14 protein-coding genes are annotated in these 19666 nt (G+C 71.2%); 6 read left to right on the top strand and 8 right to left on the bottom strand.

Annotation, left to right across the window (positions count from 1 at the left end):
* Window positions 1–52: 52 nt before the first annotated feature.
* Window positions 53–2122, bottom strand: a complete 2070-nt coding sequence (locus tag P3G67_RS01145; RefSeq protein WP_276091738.1) for a phosphocholine-specific phospholipase C — start codon at window positions 2120–2122, stop codon at window positions 53–55.
* A 243-nt stretch (window positions 2123–2365) separates the two neighbouring features.
* On the opposite strand from P3G67_RS01145, the gene P3G67_RS01150 reads away from it, so the two are divergent.
* Together P3G67_RS01150 and P3G67_RS01155 are read left to right on the top strand one after the other, a co-directional pair.
* The gene (locus tag P3G67_RS01150) at window positions 2366–3655 is read left to right on the top strand and encodes a VWA domain-containing protein (RefSeq protein WP_276091739.1); all 1290 of its coding nucleotides are present in this window, start codon (window positions 2366–2368) and stop codon (window positions 3653–3655) included.
* A gap of 2 nt (window positions 3656–3657) precedes the next feature.
* A complete protein-coding gene (locus tag P3G67_RS01155) occupies window positions 3658–4473 on the top strand; it encodes a peptidase (protein WP_276091740.1) in 816 nt (271 codons plus the stop codon).
* Window positions 4474–4521: 48 nt separating this feature from the next.
* Here P3G67_RS01155 and P3G67_RS01160 read toward each other — a convergent pair whose 3' ends face one another.
* The 3 genes from P3G67_RS01160 to P3G67_RS01170 form a co-directional block, all read right to left on the bottom strand.
* Entirely contained in the window at window positions 4522–5472 is a 951-nt protein-coding gene (locus P3G67_RS01160) for an MvdC/MvdD family ATP grasp protein (protein ID WP_276091741.1), read from the bottom strand.
* Entirely contained in the window at window positions 5472–5660 is a 189-nt protein-coding gene (tgmA, locus tag P3G67_RS01165) for a putative ATP-grasp-modified RiPP (protein WP_269856840.1), read from the bottom strand. The genes P3G67_RS01160 and tgmA overlap by 1 nt, the downstream gene beginning before the upstream one ends.
* A 79-nt stretch (window positions 5661–5739) precedes the next feature.
* Window positions 5740–6141 carry a hypothetical protein gene (locus P3G67_RS01170; RefSeq protein ID WP_276091742.1) on the bottom strand — a complete coding sequence of 134 codons (402 nt, stop codon included), beginning with the start codon at window positions 6139–6141 and terminating at the stop codon, window positions 5740–5742.
* Between the two features lie 742 nt (window positions 6142–6883).
* On the opposite strand from P3G67_RS01170, the gene P3G67_RS01175 reads away from it, so the two are divergent.
* Entirely contained in the window at window positions 6884–7504 is a 621-nt protein-coding gene (locus P3G67_RS01175; protein ID WP_391858155.1) for an aspartate/glutamate racemase family protein, read from the top strand.
* A 58-nt stretch (window positions 7505–7562) separates the two neighbouring features.
* Here P3G67_RS01175 and P3G67_RS01180 read toward each other — a convergent pair whose 3' ends face one another.
* Both P3G67_RS01180 and P3G67_RS01185 read right to left on the bottom strand, forming a co-directional pair.
* The gene (locus tag P3G67_RS01180; protein ID WP_276091744.1) at window positions 7563–7886 is read right to left on the bottom strand and encodes an antibiotic biosynthesis monooxygenase family protein; all 324 of its coding nucleotides are present in this window, start codon (window positions 7884–7886) and stop codon (window positions 7563–7565) included.
* A 19-nt stretch (window positions 7887–7905) separates the two neighbouring features.
* Window positions 7906–8190, bottom strand: coding sequence for a hypothetical protein (locus P3G67_RS01185; protein ID WP_276091745.1), 285 nt, complete (start codon window positions 8188–8190; stop codon window positions 7906–7908).
* 484 nt (window positions 8191–8674) lie between these two features.
* On the opposite strand from P3G67_RS01185, the gene P3G67_RS01190 reads away from it, so the two are divergent.
* Together P3G67_RS01190 and P3G67_RS01195 are read left to right on the top strand one after the other, a co-directional pair.
* Window positions 8675–9121, top strand: a complete 447-nt coding sequence (locus P3G67_RS01190; RefSeq protein WP_269856835.1) for a hypothetical protein — start codon at window positions 8675–8677, stop codon at window positions 9119–9121.
* 50 nt (window positions 9122–9171) lie between these two features.
* Window positions 9172–13767 carry a cation-translocating P-type ATPase gene (locus P3G67_RS01195; protein ID WP_276091746.1) on the top strand — a complete coding sequence of 1532 codons (4596 nt, stop codon included), beginning with the start codon at window positions 9172–9174 and terminating at the stop codon, window positions 13765–13767.
* A 48-nt stretch (window positions 13768–13815) separates the two neighbouring features.
* On the opposite strand, the gene P3G67_RS01200 is transcribed toward P3G67_RS01195, so the two are convergent.
* Window positions 13816–14751, bottom strand: a complete 936-nt coding sequence (locus tag P3G67_RS01200) for a helix-turn-helix domain-containing protein (RefSeq protein WP_276091747.1) — start codon at window positions 14749–14751, stop codon at window positions 13816–13818.
* Between the two features lie 93 nt (window positions 14752–14844).
* The gene (locus P3G67_RS01205) at window positions 14845–16806 is read right to left on the bottom strand and encodes a polyprenyl synthetase family protein (RefSeq protein WP_276091748.1); all 1962 of its coding nucleotides are present in this window, start codon (window positions 16804–16806) and stop codon (window positions 14845–14847) included.
* A 456-nt stretch (window positions 16807–17262) separates the two neighbouring features.
* Between P3G67_RS01205 and P3G67_RS01210 the strand changes: the two genes are divergently transcribed.
* Window positions 17263–19464 (top strand): family 2 encapsulin nanocompartment cargo protein terpene cyclase, encoded by a 2202-nt coding sequence (locus P3G67_RS01210; protein WP_449343247.1) that lies wholly within the window; start codon window positions 17263–17265, stop codon window positions 19462–19464.
* The last annotated feature ends 202 nt before the right edge of the window (window positions 19465–19666 follow it).

Raw genomic sequence — 19666 nt, forward strand, 5'->3', positions numbered from 1 at the left:
AGGGTGCCGCCCGGCGGACGGCACCCTTCGTGGTGTGCGAGCGGCGATGACCTCAGTCGGTGGCTATCGCCGGGTCGCTGGTGCTCACCTGGCCGGTCTCCACATGGCCCGCCAACCGGCGCAGGTACGTGCGGTCCTGCTCACAGGCGACCGACAGGTCGTACCAGCCGTGGCTGCGGTGCGGGGTCGCCGTGTGGACGACCTGGGCACCGGGCCGCAGCCGGTAGTTGGCCGGGTGGTCGTTGCCGTAGGCGTCGGTGACGGTGAGGTGGACGGTGGTGGTGCCCTCGTTGCTGAGCACCAGCCTCACCTGTCCGCTGCCGCCGTGGTGCCGGGCGCTCACCTCGGGGCCGGTGGCGCCGGCGTGGCCCTTGAACTGCCGCAGGAAGCCGTTGGGGCCGTGCACGGTGTACTCGTACGCGGTCTGCTTGCCCGAGCCGAGGTGCCAGCTGCCGGACAGGTGCCGTCCGGCCTCCACCGTGTAGGTCCACGGACCGTCCTGCTGGGTCGAGGAGGTGATGTGGAACGTCGCACCGGCCCTGCCGTGGCTGGCGAAGTCGATCGACAGCTGGCCGTTGTGGGCGTTGACCCGGCTGTCCGCGGACAGGTCGTACGGCAGCGGCCGGGCGGGGCGAAGTCCCCGTTCCTGCTTGGGCAGTTCGGGGTTGGCCGGCAGCTTCGGCACGTAGTCGGGGTGCCGGTTGTGGTCCGGCGGGATGTAGCCGCTGGTGTCCGGCAGCGTCGGCACCTTGGGGTTGGTCTTGGAGAAGTCGAAGGCCGTGGTCAGGTCGCCGGTCACCGCGCGGCGCCAGGGGGAGATGTTCGGCTCGTGCACCCCGAAGCGCCGCTCCATGAAGCGGATGATGGAGGTGTGGTCGAACACCTGGGAGCAGACGTAGCCACCGGTGCTCCACGGCGAGACCACGAACATCGGCACCCGCTGGCCCAGACCGTACGGCCCGGCCACGCTGGTGTCGGAGCCCTTGGGGGTGAACAGGTCCCCGCTGACGTCCACGGTCGACTTGCCCTGCGCCGGGGAGGACGGCGGGATCGGCGGAACGACGTGGTCGAAGAAGCCGTCGTTCTCGTCGTAGGTGATGAACAGCGCCGTCTTGCTCCACACCTCGGGGTTGGAGGTCAGCGCGTCCAGCACCTGGGATATGTACCAGGCGCCGTAGTTGACCGGCCAGTTCGGGTGCTCGGTGAAGGCCTCGGGCGCCGCGATCCAGGAGATCTGCGGGAGCTTGTCCGCCTTCACGTCGGCCCGGAGGATGTCGAAGAAGCCCTGCCCGTCCTTGGCGTTGGTGCCGGTGCGGGCCTTCTCGTACAGCGGGCTGCCGGGGGCGGCGTTGCGGTACGCGTCGAAGTACAGCAGGGAGTTGTCGCCGTAGTTGCCGATGTAGGCGTCCTGGGTCCAGCCCCAGGAGCCGTTGGCGTCCAGGCCGTTGCCCGTGTCCTGGTAGATCTTCCAGGATATGCCGGCCCTCTCCAGCCGCTCCGGGTACGTCGTCCAGGAGTAGCCCTTCTCGGCGTTGTCGATGACCGGGCCGCCGCCGGTGCCGTCGTTGCCGACGTAACCGGTCCACATGTAGTAGCGGTTGGGGTCGGTCGGGCCGAGCAGCGAGCAGTGGTACGAGTCGCAGATGGTGAACGTGTCGGCCAGCGCGTAGTGGAACGGGATGTCCTCGCGGGTGAGGTAGGCCATCGTCGTCGCGGTCTTGGCCGGGACCCACTGGTCGTACTTGCCCTGGTTCAGCGCGTGGTGGCCGCTGTCCCAGCCGTGGTCGAGGTCCTGGAGGAACTGCAGGCCCAGGTTGTCGGCATCCGGGTGGAACGGCAGGACGTCCTTGGTGCCGTCGGACTGGTACCACACCGGCTTGCCGTTGGGCAGCGTCACCGGGCGCGGGTCACCGAACCCGCGTACGCCGCGCATCGTGCCGAAGTAGTGGTCGAAGGAACGGTTCTCCTGCATCAGGACGACGATGTGCTCCACGTCCCGCAGGGTGCCGGTACGCCGACTTGCCGGAATCTCCGCCGCGCGGGCGATAGCGCTGGTGAGCATGGTGGTGGCGGCGGTGCCGCCCGCCAGCTGCATGAATCTGCGACGGTTGATGCCGGTCATAAAGAGCTTGTCTCCTCGGTTGGTTCACGACGGAACGAAGTTCCGGGTGGAGTCTCACCAGGCGACCGGGAACGACGGTCGGCGAAGGTGGAAAGCCAGGGGAAAGCCTCCGTTAACCTCCGTCGTCCATGATCGTCGGCTCGACTCCGGCAACAGTTCTACCTCCCGCGGGCGCGAGGATCCATGGTTGTGCGGGCAACGATCTCGGCAAGAAGGCGAGCTGAAGATCACTACCATCGTCTGGTGATCAACAGAAGACGGTCCGCGGTCGGCCTGCTCAGCGTGCTGGCCGCTTTGAACATGCTCGGCGCGCCGCCTGCCGTAGCCGACGAACCCACCGCCAAGGAACCGCCCAAGGTCGAGCTGGTGCTCGACGACAGCGGCTCGATGCGCACCGCCGACATCGACGGCCGCAGCCGGATATCCGTGGCCCAGCAGGCATTTGACGAGGTCGTGGACGCGCTCCCGGAGCAGACCCAACTCGGCATCCGCGTCCTGGGTTCCACTTACCCCGGCGAGGACAAGACGGTCGGCTGCCGGGACACCCAGCAGATATCGCCGGTCGGCCCGGTCGACAAGACCGAGGCCAAGACCGCGATCGCCACCCTGCGCCCCACTGGCTGGACCCCCATCGGGCTCGCCCTGCGAGCCGCCGCCAAGGACGTGGGCACCGGCGACACCACACGCCGGATCGTCCTGATCACCGACGGTGAGGACGACTGTGCGCCCCCCGACCCCTGCGACGTGGCCCGTGAACTCGCCGCCCAGGGCACCCACTTGGTCGTGGACACCCTCGGACTCACCCTGGACGACAAGGTCCGACGGCAGCTCACCTGCATCGCCTCCGCAACCGGCGGCACCTACACCGCCGTTCAGCACCAGAACCAACTCACCGGCCGACTCAACCAGTTGGTGAACCGGGCCAACGACACCTACCAGGACACCCCGAGCCAGGTGTCGGGTGCCGACGGCTGCGCCAACGCCCCGATCCTGGCCCCCGGCGTCTACGCCGACCGGGAGCGGTTCGCCGAGCACCGCTGGTACAGGGTGCCGGTGCGACCGGGTCAGGAACTGCGCGCCTCGGTGAGCATTTCGCTGGACCGCACGCTCAACCCGGACTACGGGGTGCTGCTGCGCGCCACCGCCGGGGATGGCCGGGAGCTGGTACGCGGTACGGACGCGGGCAGCGGGCGCACCGACGTGGTGTCCACCGGGCTGCGGTGGTCCGACACCGAGGCGACGCCCTCCCCTTCGCCGTCCGCGTCCGGCCCGGGGGCTTCCGGGACGTCCGGGGCGGACGTCGTCTGCCTGGTGGTCAGCAACTCCTTCTCCGCCCCGGCCGGAGTGCAGACCACCCCCGGCATGCCGCTGGAGCTGACCGTTGACGTGGTGGACTCCTCGGCCGCTCCGCACGGCCCCGATCTGGGCCGTGGCTGGGCACTGCTCGCCCTGCTGACCGTGGTCGGACTGCTCGCCGGTCTGGTCACCGGCTGGTTGGCCCGCTGGCGGATCGCCGTCTGGAAGGAGAACTGACCATGCGCGCCAAGCGAGTTGCCGCGCTGTCGGCCGCGGGCGCCGTCCTGCTGCTGACCGCGGGACCGGCCGCGGCCGACGGCTCCGCCTCACCGAGCCCGTCCGACACGGTCGGCACCGCCGGTACGTCCTTCCTCACCGCGACCACCGTGCGGCCCGGGCAGACGGCGAAACTGTCCGCCTCCACCGGCGACTACCTGTACTGGTCGTTCGCCGCCGCGGCCGGTCAGACCGACCGGGTCGAGGTGACGCTCACCATGCCACCCGCCAGCAGCCGCCACGGCAACGCCACCTGGACCGTGGAGGCGTTCGACGGACTGCGCCGCCGCCAGGCCTGTACGGCGGGCGCGCAGACCGTCACCGCCGCGACCGGGGACACCACCGTGTCGCTGGACTGCACCCTGCGCCAGGTCCGCTCGTGGGCCGAGTCCTGGTCGGGCGATCCGCTGCCGGGCACCTACTACCTGCGGCTCTCGGCGAGCGATCTGCCGGAGCAGGACCTGGGGTTGCCGATCCAGGCCGAGTTGCGGATCACCGCCCACAACGGTGACGCCCAGCCGGACGGCGCGAGCCTGAAGGCCCCGCTGTCGCCACCGGTCAACCCGGGCGCGACGGTCGCGCCGGACGCGGTCGCCTCGGCCGCGCCGTCCGCCGCCGCGTCCGCGCCGCGGCCGGTGGAGCGGGCCAAGGGCTGGTTCTCCAGCCTGTCCACGCGGTGGCTGTGGACGATCGGGGGCGGTGTGCTGGCGGCCGTCGCGGGAGTGTTCGGCTACGGCCTGACCCGCCATCCGCGTCGCTGGTTCTCCGCGGCCCGCTGAACGGCACCGGCCAGGGGGCTTGGGCGCCCCCTGGCCGGGTCGGTCGTCTCAGCTGGAATTTGCGGTTCCAGTAAGCCAGTCGGCCATTGCCCGGGAGATGGGAAGTCCTGCGGCCAACTCGATGAACCCGAACTGACCGGAGGCGTTGCACTCCAGAAAGTGCCAGGTTCCGTCGGCCGCGACCGCGAAGTCGAACGCCCCGTACACCAGCCCGGTCAACCGCATAAACCCCTCGGTTCTCGCCCTGATGTCCGGCGGTACCGGAACCGGGTACCAGCGCACCGATTCCGGGTCGGCGTAGCGCCAGTCCAGTTCCGGCTGCCCCGGGGCGAGTTGGTCGGCGCGGGCGCAGAACATTTCGGAGCCGACCACGGTGAGCCGAATGTCACTTCGTTTGTCGACCAGGGTTTGCAGACAGGTGGGTGCCTCGGCGACGGCGGTGAAATCCGTGCCGGCGGGTACCGGGGTGGTGGGCAGTGCCAGCGGCGGATCGTCGGGCGCGTGGCCGGAAATCGACTTGCACACCAGCGGTCCATGGGTTTCCGCGAAACCCGTGGCGTCACCCGGCACACTGGTGAACAGCGTCGCCGGGACATGGAATCCGACTGATTGGGCGAGGACGAGTTGCCGCATTTTGTAACGGCACGCGGTGTGCGCGTCGGGATGGTTCATCCACCGGACGTCCGGGAGCGCGCGCAGCGTTCCGTACCAGGCGTGATCCGATTCCAAAGCCACCCAGGCCGCCTGGGTGCGCGCACCGGCGCCCGGCTGACCGGGACGGCGCACCCAGATCGCGCGGATCTCGCGCAGATCGGTGGAGCGGTGTCCGGTGGTGATCCTTCCGGAAAGGGCCCCGGACGCGAACGTCGCGGACAGCGAGGCCCTTTCCGGAAAGTCGGCCGGATCGACACGCAGCACCGGGGTGCCCATCGTGTTGAGATGGTCCACCACCATGTCGGCGGTCACGTCCCCGGGACCGGTGAGGATCAGGACCGTCATCAGTCGTCGAAATGTGTCTTGGACCCGGCGGTCGAGGTCGTGGAACCGGCTTCCAGCAGCACCTTGGGGCGCCGTACGGCCGGAGTGCCGTCGGCGAGTACGTTCAGCTGCTGCTCCGGGTCGTAGGCGAAGGACGTCTCCGGCTCAGGTATGGGGCGCCGGGCGTAGGTGAGGGCGAATGGCTGCATGGCCTTTCCAAGGTGTGTAGGTGGGGCCCCGCGTACTCGTGGGGTTCGGCTGGGGCTCCGGGAGGTTCCTGGCGGTGGGTCAGTCCGCGGGACTGCGCTGCGGGGGTGGAGGATCGGGTATACCGGTCACCGCGACAAGAACCGCCTCATTGACGCGGAACTCCGCCTGCAGGACCTGGAATTCGGCGAGCCCGGCAGCCACGGACACCGGGCTCCAGGTGATGACTATGTCCACGGACCCGCGGGCGAGGGCCGCCTTCACCCGCTGCCATCCTTCGCGTTGCTGCAACGGGGCGTCGGGCGTCGCCTCGATCACGGTGTCCACCACCCACCACGCCCGGTGTGCGGCGTGGATTCGGCACAGATCCGCGAGCTGTTCCGCGGTGGCGGAATCCGGTTCACAGACATAGACGAGCGTCGGGATGGGGCCATGCTTGCCCGGAACACCGTCGGTCGCCGGTGAGTAGCCGTTAGTTGCCATCAGTCGCCAGTTCCTGCGTCTCGTTGTGCGCGGCTGCGTCACGAGCCCTCGGGCGCGCACAGTCAATGGAACATACGGGGAAGCGGGGGAACGGGTTCGAAGGCGGCATCACGGATCGGTGCTCCTTCTTCTCCACCGCCACCGGGGCGGTGTCCGGGGCAGTGCGGGGAATCCACCGGCGGCCGTTACACCGAGCACCCGCTTGGTACCGGGCGGTGGAATATAACGGCCGTCGGCAGGGGCTCTGCCAGGCGTGCGGGGGGATCGAGGCTGACACGACAGGAATGACGACGCCAGGGCCGATACGGTTGCGAAGGCCAGCCGGGGAATGCGGAGGTCCCGAATGGTGGTGAATTCCCCGGTACACCGGGGAGGCGCAACCGAGTTGACGGATCGCAGCCAGCTGCCCACCACGAGTGATGCGCCTCGGTGGAAGTCGGTGGACTTCCGCGGTAGCGGCGGAACCATGCGCTACGCGTGCCCCGGGCGACTCATGACTAACGGTATTCGGAACGGCGATTTCCGTCATGGTCGTTGGTCCCATGAGTGAGATCTTTACGACGGGGACGTGAGTTTCCACAGTGCTGACCAGTGCGCTGACGACACATCACATCTTGACATCACAGGAGGCTTCATGCACCACCTCGGCATTGTCGCGCACAGTGCGGAAGGGGCCGCGCTGTGCTTCCGGACCTTCTGTCAGGAAGGGTTCCGTGAACTGGGCCCGCACGAACATCCCGATGTGACACTGGACTTGATCGCCCTGGCGCGCTCCATGCCCGCCTGGGAGAACGGGGACCACGACACGATCCGGCGGACGCTGTCGGTGAGCGTGGACCGACTCGCGGGCGCGGGCGCGGACTTCTTCGTCTGCCCGGACAACACCGCACACGAGGCCCTGGAGCGCCCAGGCCCGGAACTTGCGCTTCCGGGGCTGCACATCGCCGAGGTGGTCGCCGACCGCGCCGCCCGCGACGGCCGTGCCCGGGTGGGGGTGCTCGGCACCGGCTTCCTGATGAAGGGCCCTGTGTACCCAAGGGCGTTGGCCGAGCGGGGGATCGCCTGCGAGGTACCGGACGCACGGGACCGGGAGACCGTCAGCCGGGTCATCTTCGAGGAGCTGGTGAACGGCGTCCTCACGGACGCCTCGCGCGCCGACTACGTCCGGGTCATCGAGCGGCTGGCCGCCCGGGGCTGTGACGCGGTCGCCCTGGCCTGCACGGAGATCCCGCTCCTGGTGACGCCCGACGTCTCCCCGCTGCCCACGCTGGACTCCACGCGGCTACTGGCCCGCGCGGCCTTCGACGCCGCCGTAGGCCACCGCCCGCCGCCGAGCTGGCGGGGCGGCCCGGTGGCTGGCTGAAGCGCGACGGCGGTACGCGGGCCGTCCGGCCCGCCTACCGCCGTCCAGGGGTCCGTTCTCAGCCGGTCTTCGGGGCCGCGTGCTGAACGACCTCGAAGGACCACAGCGTGGCGTCCGTCGCGGCGGGCTTGCGCTGGCCCTCTCCGGGGGCGCCGCTGTGCGCGGGCCCCATACGCTCGGAGGCCCACTTCTGGTAGTCCTCCTCGGTGCGCCAGCGCGTGTACACCAGGTACTGGTCGGTGCCCTCGACCGGGCGCAGCAGTTCGAACCACTCGAAGCCGTCCGAGCTCTCCACAGCCCCGGCCCGCGCCGCGAAGCGCTGTTCGAGGGTCTCCCGCATCTCCGGCGGGACGGTGAGTACGTTGATCTTGACGACGCTCATGGCGTCATCCTGCCGTACCTCAGTGCCCGGCGGGACGACCGGGGCCGGTCGTGGTGTCGGGCAGTGCCTGCCGGGCCAGCCGGGTGGCGAAGGGCAGGGCGAGCTGCACCAGTAGCCCGGCGCCCGCGGCGCCGGCCGCGCTGTCCACGACGGGCCGGGCGTAGGTGGCTATCCGCCGCGCCGTCGAGGGGGTCCAGGCCCGGCGCGCATGGTGCAGCAGCCCGGCGACAGGGACGTCGGGTACGGGGACGGTCAGGGTGCGGTCGGCGGCGCCGGTGCGCGGCCAGGTCAGTTCGATGCGCATGGCTGTCTTCCTCATGGAGCGGGCCGGATCGCGTGCGGTGCGCACACCGGGACCAGCGCGGGCCGCGCGGGGCGGCGTCTCGGGCGTGGTTCAGCGGGCGCGCGAGCCGCGATCGGACGGGAACGGGGAACGCGGGTCGGGCTCTGGACTGGGCCGGGAACTCATTCCCCTCACCTCCTCGCGGCCAGGACACGCGCGGGTGCCATCGAACGGGCCGGCAGCCCCACCACGGGGCGCCACTGCTCATGAACATCAGTACCGAGCGAAGCATTCAACCTAACGCGGTACTTACATATGACGAGATTTGCGGTTATTGCCGTAGGTTGTCAAGGAGAGTTCTGATGAACAAAAGGGGAGGGAAAGTTGAACGACGGTGGGCCGCCGGTTGAGGCACGGCGTGTCCCGCCCCGCAGCCGCGATCGGAGACACCATGAGTGAGAGTGCCGATACTCCCTCGACAGTGATGTCGAGATTGTCACATCCGATGCAGACGGTGACCGAGGCGGTGAACCACGTTCCCGGCGCTCCTGTCGTCAAGGGTGTCGTGGACGGCGTACTGGACACCGTCGGTGTCATGTCACCGCACGCCCGCCGGGTCGCCGCCTACGCCGGGGCCGGCCTGCTGGGAGTCGCGGGCCTGGTCGAGTGGCCGGTGGCAGCCGCGGGCGCCGCCGTCGTATGGCTGACCCAGCCGCGCCCCGAGCACAACGGCGGAGCCACCGCCCAGCAGACCGGGCGGCCCGCCGCCGCGGCCCGGCCCAAGGCGAAGACGGCGTCCGAGCGCACCGCGACCAAGCGCGGCACGGCGGCGAAGAAGCGCACCACCGCCAAGAAGACCACTCCCAAGAAGAAGTCCACCCCCAAGCGGACCGCCTCCGCCACCCGCACCCGGCGTACCTCGTCATCCGCCACAAGCAGGCAAAAATCCTGATACCGCGCGTCATGTCCGGTCCGATCGCCGGATCCCCGCCAAGGTGAGGCATGGTTCTGCGCCTTCTGCCCCGTCTTCCGCTGATCGGGCTCGAACTCGCCGTGGCCGCTCCGGCCCGGATCACCCGGCGCGTGGCGGCGCCCGCCGGGGCCGCCGTCCGGATCGCGGCCGAGGTCGCGGGCGCCGGCGCGCACGCCACGGCGAGCGGCGCGGCGGCGCTGACCGACACCGCCGTACGCCTCGGTCGGGTCGCCCGGCACGCCATGGCGCCGGGCACCGGCTACTGGCGCGCCGGATCCCGGCTGCACATCGCCCTGCGGCCGTCGCCTGAGGCGGCGGAGCGCGGCCTGAAGGACCTGGAGACCGCGGCGAAGAAGATCGCGGTCGCGCTGGCCGAGCACCCCGATGTGCTGACCGCCTACTGGGACGGCGGCCTGGCCCGACTGGTGGTGCAGGCCAGCGAGGACGCGGCCGTCGAGAATGTCGCACAGGAGGTGTACCGGCTGGCCGAGCAGCACGGGCTGGCGCACCCCGGGGAGCGGGTGCTGGAGCGTGTTCATCCGGGGGACGTCGGCAGCGTGCGCACCGGGGCGCTGGCGCTCGCCTGCGACCTGGCGGGCATCACCACCGCGTTCACCGCCCGCACCGTCGGCCTCCAGCGCTCCCCGCAGATGGTCACCGCCGTGGTCACCCTGCTCCGCGAGGACTCCCGGGTGCGCCGCCTGCTGCGCCGCCGACTGGGCACCGCTCCGGCGGACCTGCTGCTGGCCACCGCCAACGCCGCCGCCCACGGTTTCGGCCAGTCGCCGACCGCGCTGGTGCTGGACGCGGCACTGCGCACCGCCCAGCTGGCCGAGGCGTTCGCCCGCGCCGCCGCATTCGACGCCGTGCATGACACCGTCTGCGCCCCCGATCGGCTCAGCCTCGCGGGCCAGGTGGAGCGGCCGGAGATCCGGCCCTACCCCGGCGAGGAGTACGCCGACCAGGCGGTCACCGGCAGCCTGGTGGGCGCCGCCGCCACGCTGCTGTTCACCCGCGACACCCGGGAGGCCGCCGAAGCCGTGCTCGCTGGGTCGCCCAAGGCCGCCCGCTACGGCCCCGCGGCCTTCACCGCCGTACTGGGCGGCGCACTGGCCCGCGAGGGGGTGCTGGTGCGCGACGGCGAGCGGCTGCGGCAACTGGAGGTCGTGGACACCGTGGTGCTGCACCCGCAGGCGCTGCGCGGCGACCGCCGTACCGTGCTCGACGTCCACCCCAGCGCCGACGACTGGGACCACGACCGGCTGTGGCGCGCCGCCGCCGCGGCGCTGCGGCCGCCCGACGAATGGGCGCTGCCCACCGCCGAGTTGGGGCTGCGGCTGCGGCCGGTGCCCGGCCAGGAGACGTCGGACACCGGCCTGATGGTGGCGTCGGCGCACGACAGGGACGTGGGTACGGTACTGGTCGGCTGGGAGGTGGACCCGCTGGCCGAGGCCGGGCTGGACGCGGCTCGCCGGGCCGGACTGCGGGTCGTGGTGGTGGACGACGCGTCGCTCGGCGAGTTCGCCGCCCTGGTCGATGAACTCGTGCCGTCGGACCGGCCGTTGGCCGACGTGGTGGGCGAACTGCGGCGGGAGGGACGGGTGGTGCTCACGGTGGCCCGCGTGCCCTGCCAAGGCGGCGACGGCCAACGGGAGTTGGCCGAGGACGGCCGCGAGGTGCTCGCCGGTCTGCTGAGCAGCGATGTCGCGGTGGCGGTCATCGACGAGGACAGCGCGGTGGTCTGGGGCGCGGACCTCCTCGCGTTGGACGGACTTGAGGGAGTGTGGCGGCTGTTGGCCGCCGTACCCGCCGCGCGGACCGTCGGGCGGCACTCCAAGGTCCTGGCCGAGGCGGGTGCCGCGCTGTCCGGGCTGCTCGTGCTCACCCGGGGCTCGCGGGCCCAACGCACCCCGTTCAGCCTGGGGTTCCGGCTCAGCCCGGTCAATGTGGCCGCCGCCTCCGCCCTGGTCTCCGGCTGGCGCGCCGCGGTCCGGGTCAGCACCCGCCCCGCACCGCACCCCCGGCCGCGGGTGGCCTGGCACGCACTGCAACCCGAGGAGGCACTGGCCCGGTTGGCCAGTATGCCGCGCACCGCGCCGAGCGCGCTCCAGGTGCTGCGCCGCCGGGCGGGCGCCGTGGGACGACTGCCGGTGTTCGCCCCGGCACGCCTGACAGCGCGTCTGACGAGGGCGGTACGGTCCGAACTTGACGATCCCTTCACGCCCGTGCTTGTGGTCGGCGCCGCTGCGTCGGCACTGCTCGGGTCCACCGTGGACGCGCTGCTGGTGGCCAGCGCGATGGGGGTGAACGCGCTGGTCGGCGGGGTGCAACGACTGCGCGCCGAACGGGCGTTGTCCGCGCTCGTCGAAGGCCAGCGGCGCACCGCCCGCCGGGTGGCCGATCAGGGAGCGGGCGCCACCAGCATCGTCGAGGCGAAGCGGCTGGCCCCCGGTGAGGTGATCGAGCTGCGGACCGGCGACGTGGTCCCGGCCGACGCACGGCTGCTGGAGTCCGACGACCTGGAGGTGGACGAGTCCTCGCTCACCGGGGAGTCGCTGCCCACCCGCAAGGAAGTGGACGCCTGCCCGCGGGCGGCGGTCGCCGACCGGTGGTGCATGGTGTTCGAGGGCACCACCGTGGTGGCCGGCCAGGGCCGGGCCGTGGTGGTGGGCACCGGTGAGCAGACGGAGGCGGGGCGGGCCGAGCACCTCGCCTCGCATGTGCCGCCTGCGGCCGGGGTGCAGGCGCGACTGCACGAACTGACCAGCCGGGTACTGCCCTTGACCCTGGCCGGTGGCGCGGTGGTCACCGGACTGTCGCTGATCCGCGGCCGGCCGGTGCGCGAGGCGGTCCGCGGCGGCCTCGCGGTCGCTGTGGCCGCGGTGCCGGAGGGGCTGCCGCTGGTGGCGACGGTCGCGCAGATGGCCGCGGCGCGACGGCTGAGCAGGCACGGCGTCCTGGTGCGTACTCCGCGCGCCCTGGAGGCGCTGGGCCGGGTGGACACCGTCTGCTTCGACAAGACCGGCACCCTGACCGAGAACCGGCTGCACGTCGTCCGCACGGTCTCCGCCGACGGTGCCGCGTACCCGGCCGACGCCCCCGAAGCGGCGCCCGTGCTGCGGATCGCGGCACGAGCCTGCCCGCGCGTCGCCGAGGACACTGGTATCCACGCGCACGCCACCGACGAGGCCGTCCTCGCCGCCGCCCCCGAGGACCCCGGCTGGACGCCCGTCGAGGTGCAGCCGTTCGAGGCGAGCCGGGGGTATGCCGCCGCCGCGGGGATCGACGACGACGGCGCCGAGGTCCTGGTGGTCAAGGGCGCACCGGAGGTGGTGCTGCCGTGCTGCGTGGGCGTCGACCCGGATGTCACCGCGAAGGCACAGTCGCTGGCGGCCGAGGGACTGCGCGTACTGGCCGTAGCCCGACGCCGGTTGGCCCCCGGTGAGGCAAGTGACGTACTGGACAGGCCGCTTGAGGAACTGGAACCGGTCGGCTTCGTGGCCCTCGCCGACGCCCCGCGGGCCAGCTCCGCCCCGCTGGTTGCCGGGCTCGGGCGGGCCGGGGTGCGGCCGGTGATGCTCACCGGCGACCATCCGCAGACCGCTCGGGCGGTGGCGATCGCACTGGGCTGGCCGGCGGACGTCACCGTGGTCACTGGTGACGAACTGGCCGACCTGGACCGTGCGGGGCGAGCCGAGCGGCTGCGGGACTGCGGGGTGGTGGCGCGGGTGGCGCCGGAGCAGAAGCTCCAGGTGGTGGAGGCGCTCAAGGAGGCCGGACGGGTCGTGGCGATGGTCGGCGACGGCGCCAACGACGCCGCCGCGATCCGGGCCGCCGACGCCGGTATCGGCCTCGCGGTACGCGGCTCGGCCGCCGCCCGCAACGCCGCGGACCTGGTGATCACCACCGACGAACTGTCGGTGCTCATCGACGCCATCGCCGAGGGCCGGGCGCTGTGGAGCAGCGTGGCGGACGCCATCAGCATCCTGATCGGCGGCAACGCGGGAGAGGTCGGCTTCACCGTGTTCGGCACCCTGCTGTCCGGCGCCTCGCCGCTGTCCACCCGTCAGCTGCTGCTGGTCAACCTGCTCACCGACATGTTCCCGGCGATGGCGGTCGCGGTCACCCCGCAGGACCCCGAACAGGCCACCGGCGACGGGTCGTTCGACGCGCGGTCCGCCACCACCGGGACCGCACCGGTGGGCATCGCCGCCCTCGGCGAGCCGCTGTCCCGGCAGATCCGGCACCGTGGTGTCATCACCGGCCTCGGCGCCGGTACGGCATGGCTGATCGGCACCCTCACCCCCGGCAGCGCCCGGCGCACCAGCACCATGGCGTTGTGCGGCGTGGTGGGCGCCCAGTTGACCCAGACGGTCATCGGCCGCCGCCACAGCCCGCTGGTGCTGTTGACCGTGCTCGGCTCGGCCGCGGCACTGGTCGCCCTCGTGCAGACGCCCGTGGTCAGCCACTTCTTCGACTGCACACCGCTCGGCCCGGTGGCCTGGGCGGGCGTCACCACCGCCATCGGTGTCGCGGCGCTCGGCCCGCGGGTGCTGCCGGCCGCGGAACGGGTGGTGGCGGACCTGGAGTCGCGGCTGCGCCCGATGGTGCGGGTGGTCCGCTGACCGCGCCGTGGCGGCGGTGGGATCCCACCGCCGCCACGGACCTTCCGGTCAGGCGGACCGCAGCGCGGCGATCAGCCACTCGACGGCGGGTGTCAGGCTGGGCGCGGGCGGCCAGCCGTTGATCACCGCGACCAGCTCCCAGTACCGCTGGTAGCCCGAGTCATGGCCGATCCGCATACGCTCCAGCAGCCAGGCGCGGAACTCCGGGCCGTCCGCCCGGCCGCACAGCCGCGCGCACTCGGCGACCAGCTCGTCGGCCACCGGCCGGGCCGCCGCGGAGTCCGGCTCGACACCGGCGTCCCGCGCCGCGGCGGTGCGTTCCCGGATCAGTTCGGCGAGCCGGCGGGCGGCGTCCTCGTCGGGCTGCCCGACCTCCTCGCGGGCCCGGACCTGGTCGGCGGCGGCCCGGCGCATCGCGGCGCGGAAACCGTCGTCCTGTACCAACTCGGCCAGCTCCACCCACGCGGTCAGTTGCTCGGCCGTCGGCTCGTCCGGCAGGTCGGGCATCGCGTCCCGCATCATCGTCAGGAACGTGGCGTCCACGTCCAGGCCGCCGAAGGCGCTGTCGATGAAGTCATTGATCAGGCGGCGGCGTTCCCGCTCGGAGAGGGTGGCGAGCTTGTGCATCAGTTGCGTCTCCTTCGGTGTGGACCCGCGTCCGGCGACCGTGCGCAGCACGGCCCGGTGCAGCCGCAGGGTGCGGATCTGCACGTCCAGGGCCTCGGCGTGCGCCCGCGCGACCTCGGCGACGCTGATCTCGCGGTCCAGCACCTGCTGGATGGTGGCGAGGTCGATGCCGAGGTCGCGCAGCGTACGGACGAGACCGAGCCGGGCCAGTGCGTCCTGGCCGTAGAGCCGGTAACCCGCGGGTGTGCGGTCGGTCGGCGGCACCACTTCGGCGTCGGACCAGAACCGGATGGTCTTGACCGTCAGGCCGGTCATCCGGGCCAGTTCCCCGATCGTCCACAGGGCGTCGTCGTCCATGCCCGTCACCTTGGAGCCTCCCGTCAGGGGAGACTCAAGCCTAGCGATGCCCGGCGCGCGATTCTCGCGCGCGCCGTGGCGCCGAGCGGCCCCTCATGGGCCGGTGCGGAGCGCGATCTCGGCGCGCAGGCGGGCCAGGTTGGTCGCGGCGGGGTCCGCGGCGCCGCGGAAGCGGGCGCTGTGGCGCTGCCAGTCGAGCATCAGGGTCAACCGGTCGGTCGCGCTGGCCACCAGCCGTGCGCAGGCGGCCTGTTCGGCGGGGTCGGCGCTGATGGTGCGGACCAGCGCGGGAGCGTAGGTGCAGGTGGCGTGCAGCAGGTCGAGGTGCTCGCGGGCCTGCTCGCGCACCGTTTCGACGGCCTCCTCGCGGGTGCAGCCGGTTTCCTGGCGCACCGCCCGCACCAGGTTGTACGGGCTGCCTGCGGCCTCGTCCCGGTCGAGCGTCTCCAGGTCGTTCCGGGCGAGCCCGGCCAGGGCGGCGAGTTGCTCGATGCGGCGGACGAAGGGGTGGTCCCGCACGGATGGCGGAATCTCCTCGTCCAACGTCAGGTCCAGCACGTCCACCGCGAGGTCCCAGCCACTGGCCGCCATGCGCAGTGGCAGGTAGTCCGCCACGCCTGGCAGGTATCCGCTGACCCGGTGCTCTGCCTCGCACGCGCAGGCGGCGAACCACTCCTCGACATGACCGATCATGCGCTGCCGCCAGGCCGTCGACCGGTTCCGGCACAACCGCGGCAGCAGCTCCGCCCAGGCGCGGGCGATGGCACCGTGCGCACCGGCGTCCTGGTGCAGCATCACGGTGAGCCCGCGGTGCAGCGCCGCGATGTCCTGCGGCTCCCGCAGCGCGGGATCGTCGAAGAGGTCGTCCAGCACGGCCGCCCACGTCACCAGGCAGCTGAGCGGTTCGAGCACGTCGGCGTCGGCGTCCGGGAACCACCGTGCGCAGCCGTCGACCACGTCCACCCAGCGGTGATGGTTGAGTTCCTCCGGGGTGACGGCCAGTCCGGTGTCCCGCAGCCATCCGGTCACATGCTTCCGGGCCCGCTCCTGGTGCGCGTTGACGCGTGGTGGGGGTGTGCGCACGGGCGTACGCGGTGGTGGGACGTCGCCGCTCGGGGCGGGCGGCGACAGCACCGCCCGTGCGTAGTCGGCGAGGGCCGCTCGGACCGAGAAGCGGTCCGGCATCGTACCCAGCAGGTCGAGCGACTCCCGCAGCAATTCGTTCGCCCGCGCCTGGGCGTCTGCGACGGCGCCGCAGGCCAGCACGAGGTCGCGTGCCCGGGCCGCCTCGTGCCGGGTGATGCCGCGGCGCAGCAGCGGCGCCAGCCGCGGCTCGCGGGTCAGCGCCCACAGCACGGGGAGGGTGTAGACGCCCTCGACCAGATCGTTGTTGACGGGCTTGCCGAGTTGGCCGGGCGCCGCGGTCAAGTCCAGGATGTCGTCGCGCAGTTGGTACGACAGGCCCAGGCGATGACCGAAGCGCGCCAGCGCCTCCTCCTGTTCGGTGCCCTGTCCGGCCAGCATGGCTCCCAGTCGGCACGACAGTGACAGCAGTGCGGCGGTCTTTCCGCCGATGGCCCGCCAGTACGAGCCTTCGCTTCGGGAGCGCAGATAGCGGTCGGCGGCCTCGGCCACCATGCCCGCGCACATCTCCTCGCCGGCCAGGACGCCCGCGAGCGTCACGCGGGAGTCATGTTCCGCCAGCAGCCCCAGGGCGTGCAGCAGCACGAAGTCGCCGCCGAGCACGGCCAGTCCGCTGCCCCACAGGGCGTTGTGGCTCGGCTCGCCCCGGCGCTGCTTGGCCTGGTCGATCACGTCGTCGTGGTAGAGCGAGCCGACGTGGATCAGCTCCACGGCCGCGGCGCACCTGACCACCCGCTCGTCGGCCGGGCGGTCGGGCCCGCTGAGCGCGTAGTACGAGAGCAGGGCCAGGGTGGGCCGCACCCAGCGGCGCGTGGACTCGGACCGTTCGCCGACCAGCCCCGCCAGATCGGGGCGCCCCGGGATGCGCACCGGGCCGATGACCTCGCGGACGCGGCGCAGATCGGCGGCCAAGTGCGGAAGACTACGGGCGTCGGCTGACTGTGTCACAGGCGAACTCCTCTACGGCGCAGGGTGGTTGGACCAGGGCTCGCCGTCGTGCCGAGCCGTTACCGGTAACGACGTCCGGGCGGCAACGGGCGCTCGTCGGGCGCGCGGCATTTCACAGCACAATATGCCTATGTTTATATGATTGTTTGTGGGGCTGGATAGCTGAGCGCCACTACGGGTAGTGCTGTTGCGACCGAGTGGCACGGCATGGGGAGGGGCGGTCGACGCAGACGCCGTCGAACTCTGCATGCCTCGAAACCCCGTCCCCGGCCGCTTGTTTCCGGCTTTTTCCGCGAATCGAACCGGCCCGGTGGGTGGTTACCCCTGGCTGGCCGCCCATATCCGTTTCCTTGGCCATGGAATTCCAGAGAGGGCGCCGAAGTGACCCAGTCCCAGCCTTTTGAACTTCCCGACTTCTACATGCCCTATCCGGCGCGGCTGAATCCCCAACTGGAGGAGGCCCGTGCGCACTCCAAGAAGTGGGCCCGTGACATGGGGATGCTGGAGGGCTCAGGTATCTGGGAGGAACGCGACCTCGACTCCCATGACTACGCCCTGTTGTGCTCGTACACCCACCCGGACTGCGACGGCCCGGAACTTTCGCTGGTGACCGACTGGTACGTGTGGGTCTTCTTCTTCGACGACCACTTCCTGGAGGTCTTCAAGCGGTCGGGGGACCGGGAGGGCGGCAAGGCGTATCTCGACCGCCTCCCGGCCTTCATGCCGATGGACCCGACCGCGGCGACACCGGTGCCCACGAACCCCGTTGAGGCGGGCCTGATCGACCTGTGGCGCCGCACCGTGCCGACGATGTCCATGGACTGGCGGGCCCGGTTCGCCGAGAGCACCGAGAACCTGCTGAACGAGTCGCTGTGGGAGCTGTCCAACATCAACGCGGGTCGCGTGCCCAATCCCGTCGAGTACATCGAGATGCGCCGCAAGGTCGGCGGAGCGCCATGGTCCGCAGGTCTTGTGGAACACGCGGTGGGTGCCGAGGTGCCCGCGGTGATCGCCGAATCCCGGCCGATGCGGGTGCTGAAGGAGACCTTCTCCGACGGAGTGCACCTGCGCAACGACCTGTTCTCCTACCAGCGGGAGACCGAGGAGGAAGGCGAACTGAGCAACGGTGTCCTGGTACTGGAGAAGTTCCTGAACTGCACCACCCAGCAGGCCGCGGACGCCGTCAACGACCTGCTCACCTCCCGGTTGCAGCAGTTCGAGTCCACGACCCTGACGGAACTTCCCCCGCTCTTCGCCGAGAAGGGAATCGACCCGCAGTCCTGCGCCGGTGTCCTGGCTTATGTCAAGGGACTTCAGGACTGGCAGTCGGGCGGCCATGAATGGCACATGCGCTCCAGCCGCTATATGAACGGCGGCGGGCAGACCGCCCCTTCCGCCCGCTGGTCCGCGTTCCTTCCCAGTGGACTGGGCACTTCGGCGGTGGACGTCAGGCTGGCTTCGGCAGGGGCCGAGGCCCAAAGGGCCCGCGGCTTCACCCATGTTCCGTTCCAGAAGGTCGGGCCGTCCCGAATTCCCGACCTCTACATGCCGTTCGGCACCACCCTCAGTCCGCATCTGCAGTCGGCACGCCGGAACGTGGTGGAATGGGCGCACCGAATGGGGCTGCTCAAGCCGCAGCCCGGTGTTCCCGGCTCGCACATCTGGGACGAGCACAAACTCATCGCCTTCGACTTCCCGCTGTGCGCGGCGGGCATCCATCGGCAGGCGTCACCCGATGAACTCGACCTGTCGTCACAGTGGTTGGCGTGGGGCACCTACGCGGACGACTACTACCCGGCGGTCTTCGGCCGGGCCCGCAACCTGGCCGCCGCCAAGATCTGCAACGAACGGCTGTCGGCCCACATGCCGATCGACCCCGACACCGCCCCCGCCCCGACGAGCCCGCTGGAGCGGGCCCTGTCCGATCTGTGGTCGCGCACGGTACGCCCGCTGTCCTCCGACGCGCGGCGCAGGTTCCGTACCGCCGTCGAGGGCATGATCTCCAGTTGGCTGTGGGAACTCGCCAACCAGGCGCAGAACCGCATTCCCGACCCGGTGGACTACATCGAGATGCGCCGGTGGACCTTCGGTTCTGAACTCACCATGAGCCTGAGCCGGTTGGCACACGGAAAGGAAGTGCCACCGGAGATCTGCCGGAGCGGGCCGATGCGTTCGCTGGAGAACTCCGCCACCGACTACGCCTGCCTGGTAAACGACGTCTACTCGTACCAGAAGGAGATCGAGTTCGAGGGCGAGGTGCACAACGGCGTACTCGTCGTCCAGAACTTCTTCAACTGCGACTATCCCACCGGACTCGGCATCATCCAGGACCTGATGAACTCCCGGATGCGCCAGTTCCAGCACGTCGCCGCGCACGAACTCCCCGTGCTGTACGACGACTTCCGGCTCGGGAAGACCGCCCGCCAGGCTCTGGACGACTATGTCCGGGAGCTTCAGGACTGGATGGCCGGAATCCTCACCTGGCACCGGAACTGCAACCGGTACCAGGAATCCGAACTGCGCTACAAGGTGGGCGCCGCGTCCCGCTTCGGGGCCCCCACCGGCCTGGGGACCTCGGCCGCGCGCATCCCCTTCACCGAACCCACCCGAACGGCACGCTGAGGCGGCACCTCAGCCGAGCGCACCCGCCGACCTGCGCGGCGGGGGGCAGCTTCCGCGCCCCGGCGGGCACCGGCACGGAGGCGAAGACCGCCTCCTGCCGTGCCTGGAGTTCCCGCGCCCGCTGCGGCGAGGTGCCGCCCCTGCGCAGGTGGCCAGAACCCTGCGTCAGCGCTGGTCAGGGACTCGGACGGACGGCCGGGGC

Source organism: Streptomyces silvisoli (genome assembly GCF_029269905.1).
Lineage (GTDB): Bacteria > Actinomycetota > Actinomycetes > Streptomycetales > Streptomycetaceae > Streptantibioticus_A > Streptantibioticus_A silvisoli_A.

Bases quoted from the DNA above. Each gene is read 5' to 3' on its own strand.
- P3G67_RS01190 (WP_269856835.1), top strand. From the start codon at position 8,675: ATGCAGACGGTGACCGAGGCGGTGAACCACGTTCCCGGCGCTCCTGTC.
- P3G67_RS01185 (WP_276091745.1), bottom strand. From the start codon at position 8,190: ATGCGCATCGAACTGACCTGGCCGCGCACCGGCGCCGCCGACCGCACC.
- P3G67_RS01210 (WP_449343247.1), top strand. From the start codon at position 17,263: ATGCCCTATCCGGCGCGGCTGAATCCCCAACTGGAGGAGGCCCGTGCG.
- P3G67_RS01170 (WP_276091742.1), bottom strand. From the start codon at position 6,141: ATGGCAACTAACGGCTACTCACCGGCGACCGACGGTGTTCCGGGCAAG.
- P3G67_RS01155 (WP_276091740.1), top strand. From the start codon at position 3,658: ATGCGCGCCAAGCGAGTTGCCGCGCTGTCGGCCGCGGGCGCCGTCCTG.
- tgmA (WP_269856840.1), bottom strand. From the start codon at position 5,660: ATGCAGCCATTCGCCCTCACCTACGCCCGGCGCCCCATACCTGAGCCG.
- P3G67_RS01200 (WP_276091747.1), bottom strand. From the start codon at position 14,751: ATGGACGACGACGCCCTGTGGACGATCGGGGAACTGGCCCGGATGACC.
- P3G67_RS01195 (WP_276091746.1), top strand. From the start codon at position 9,172: ATGGTTCTGCGCCTTCTGCCCCGTCTTCCGCTGATCGGGCTCGAACTC.
- P3G67_RS01180 (WP_276091744.1), bottom strand. From the start codon at position 7,886: ATGAGCGTCGTCAAGATCAACGTACTCACCGTCCCGCCGGAGATGCGG.
- P3G67_RS01160 (WP_276091741.1), bottom strand. From the start codon at position 5,472: ATGACGGTCCTGATCCTCACCGGTCCCGGGGACGTGACCGCCGACATG.
- P3G67_RS01145 (WP_276091738.1), bottom strand. From the start codon at position 2,122: ATGACCGGCATCAACCGTCGCAGATTCATGCAGCTGGCGGGCGGCACC.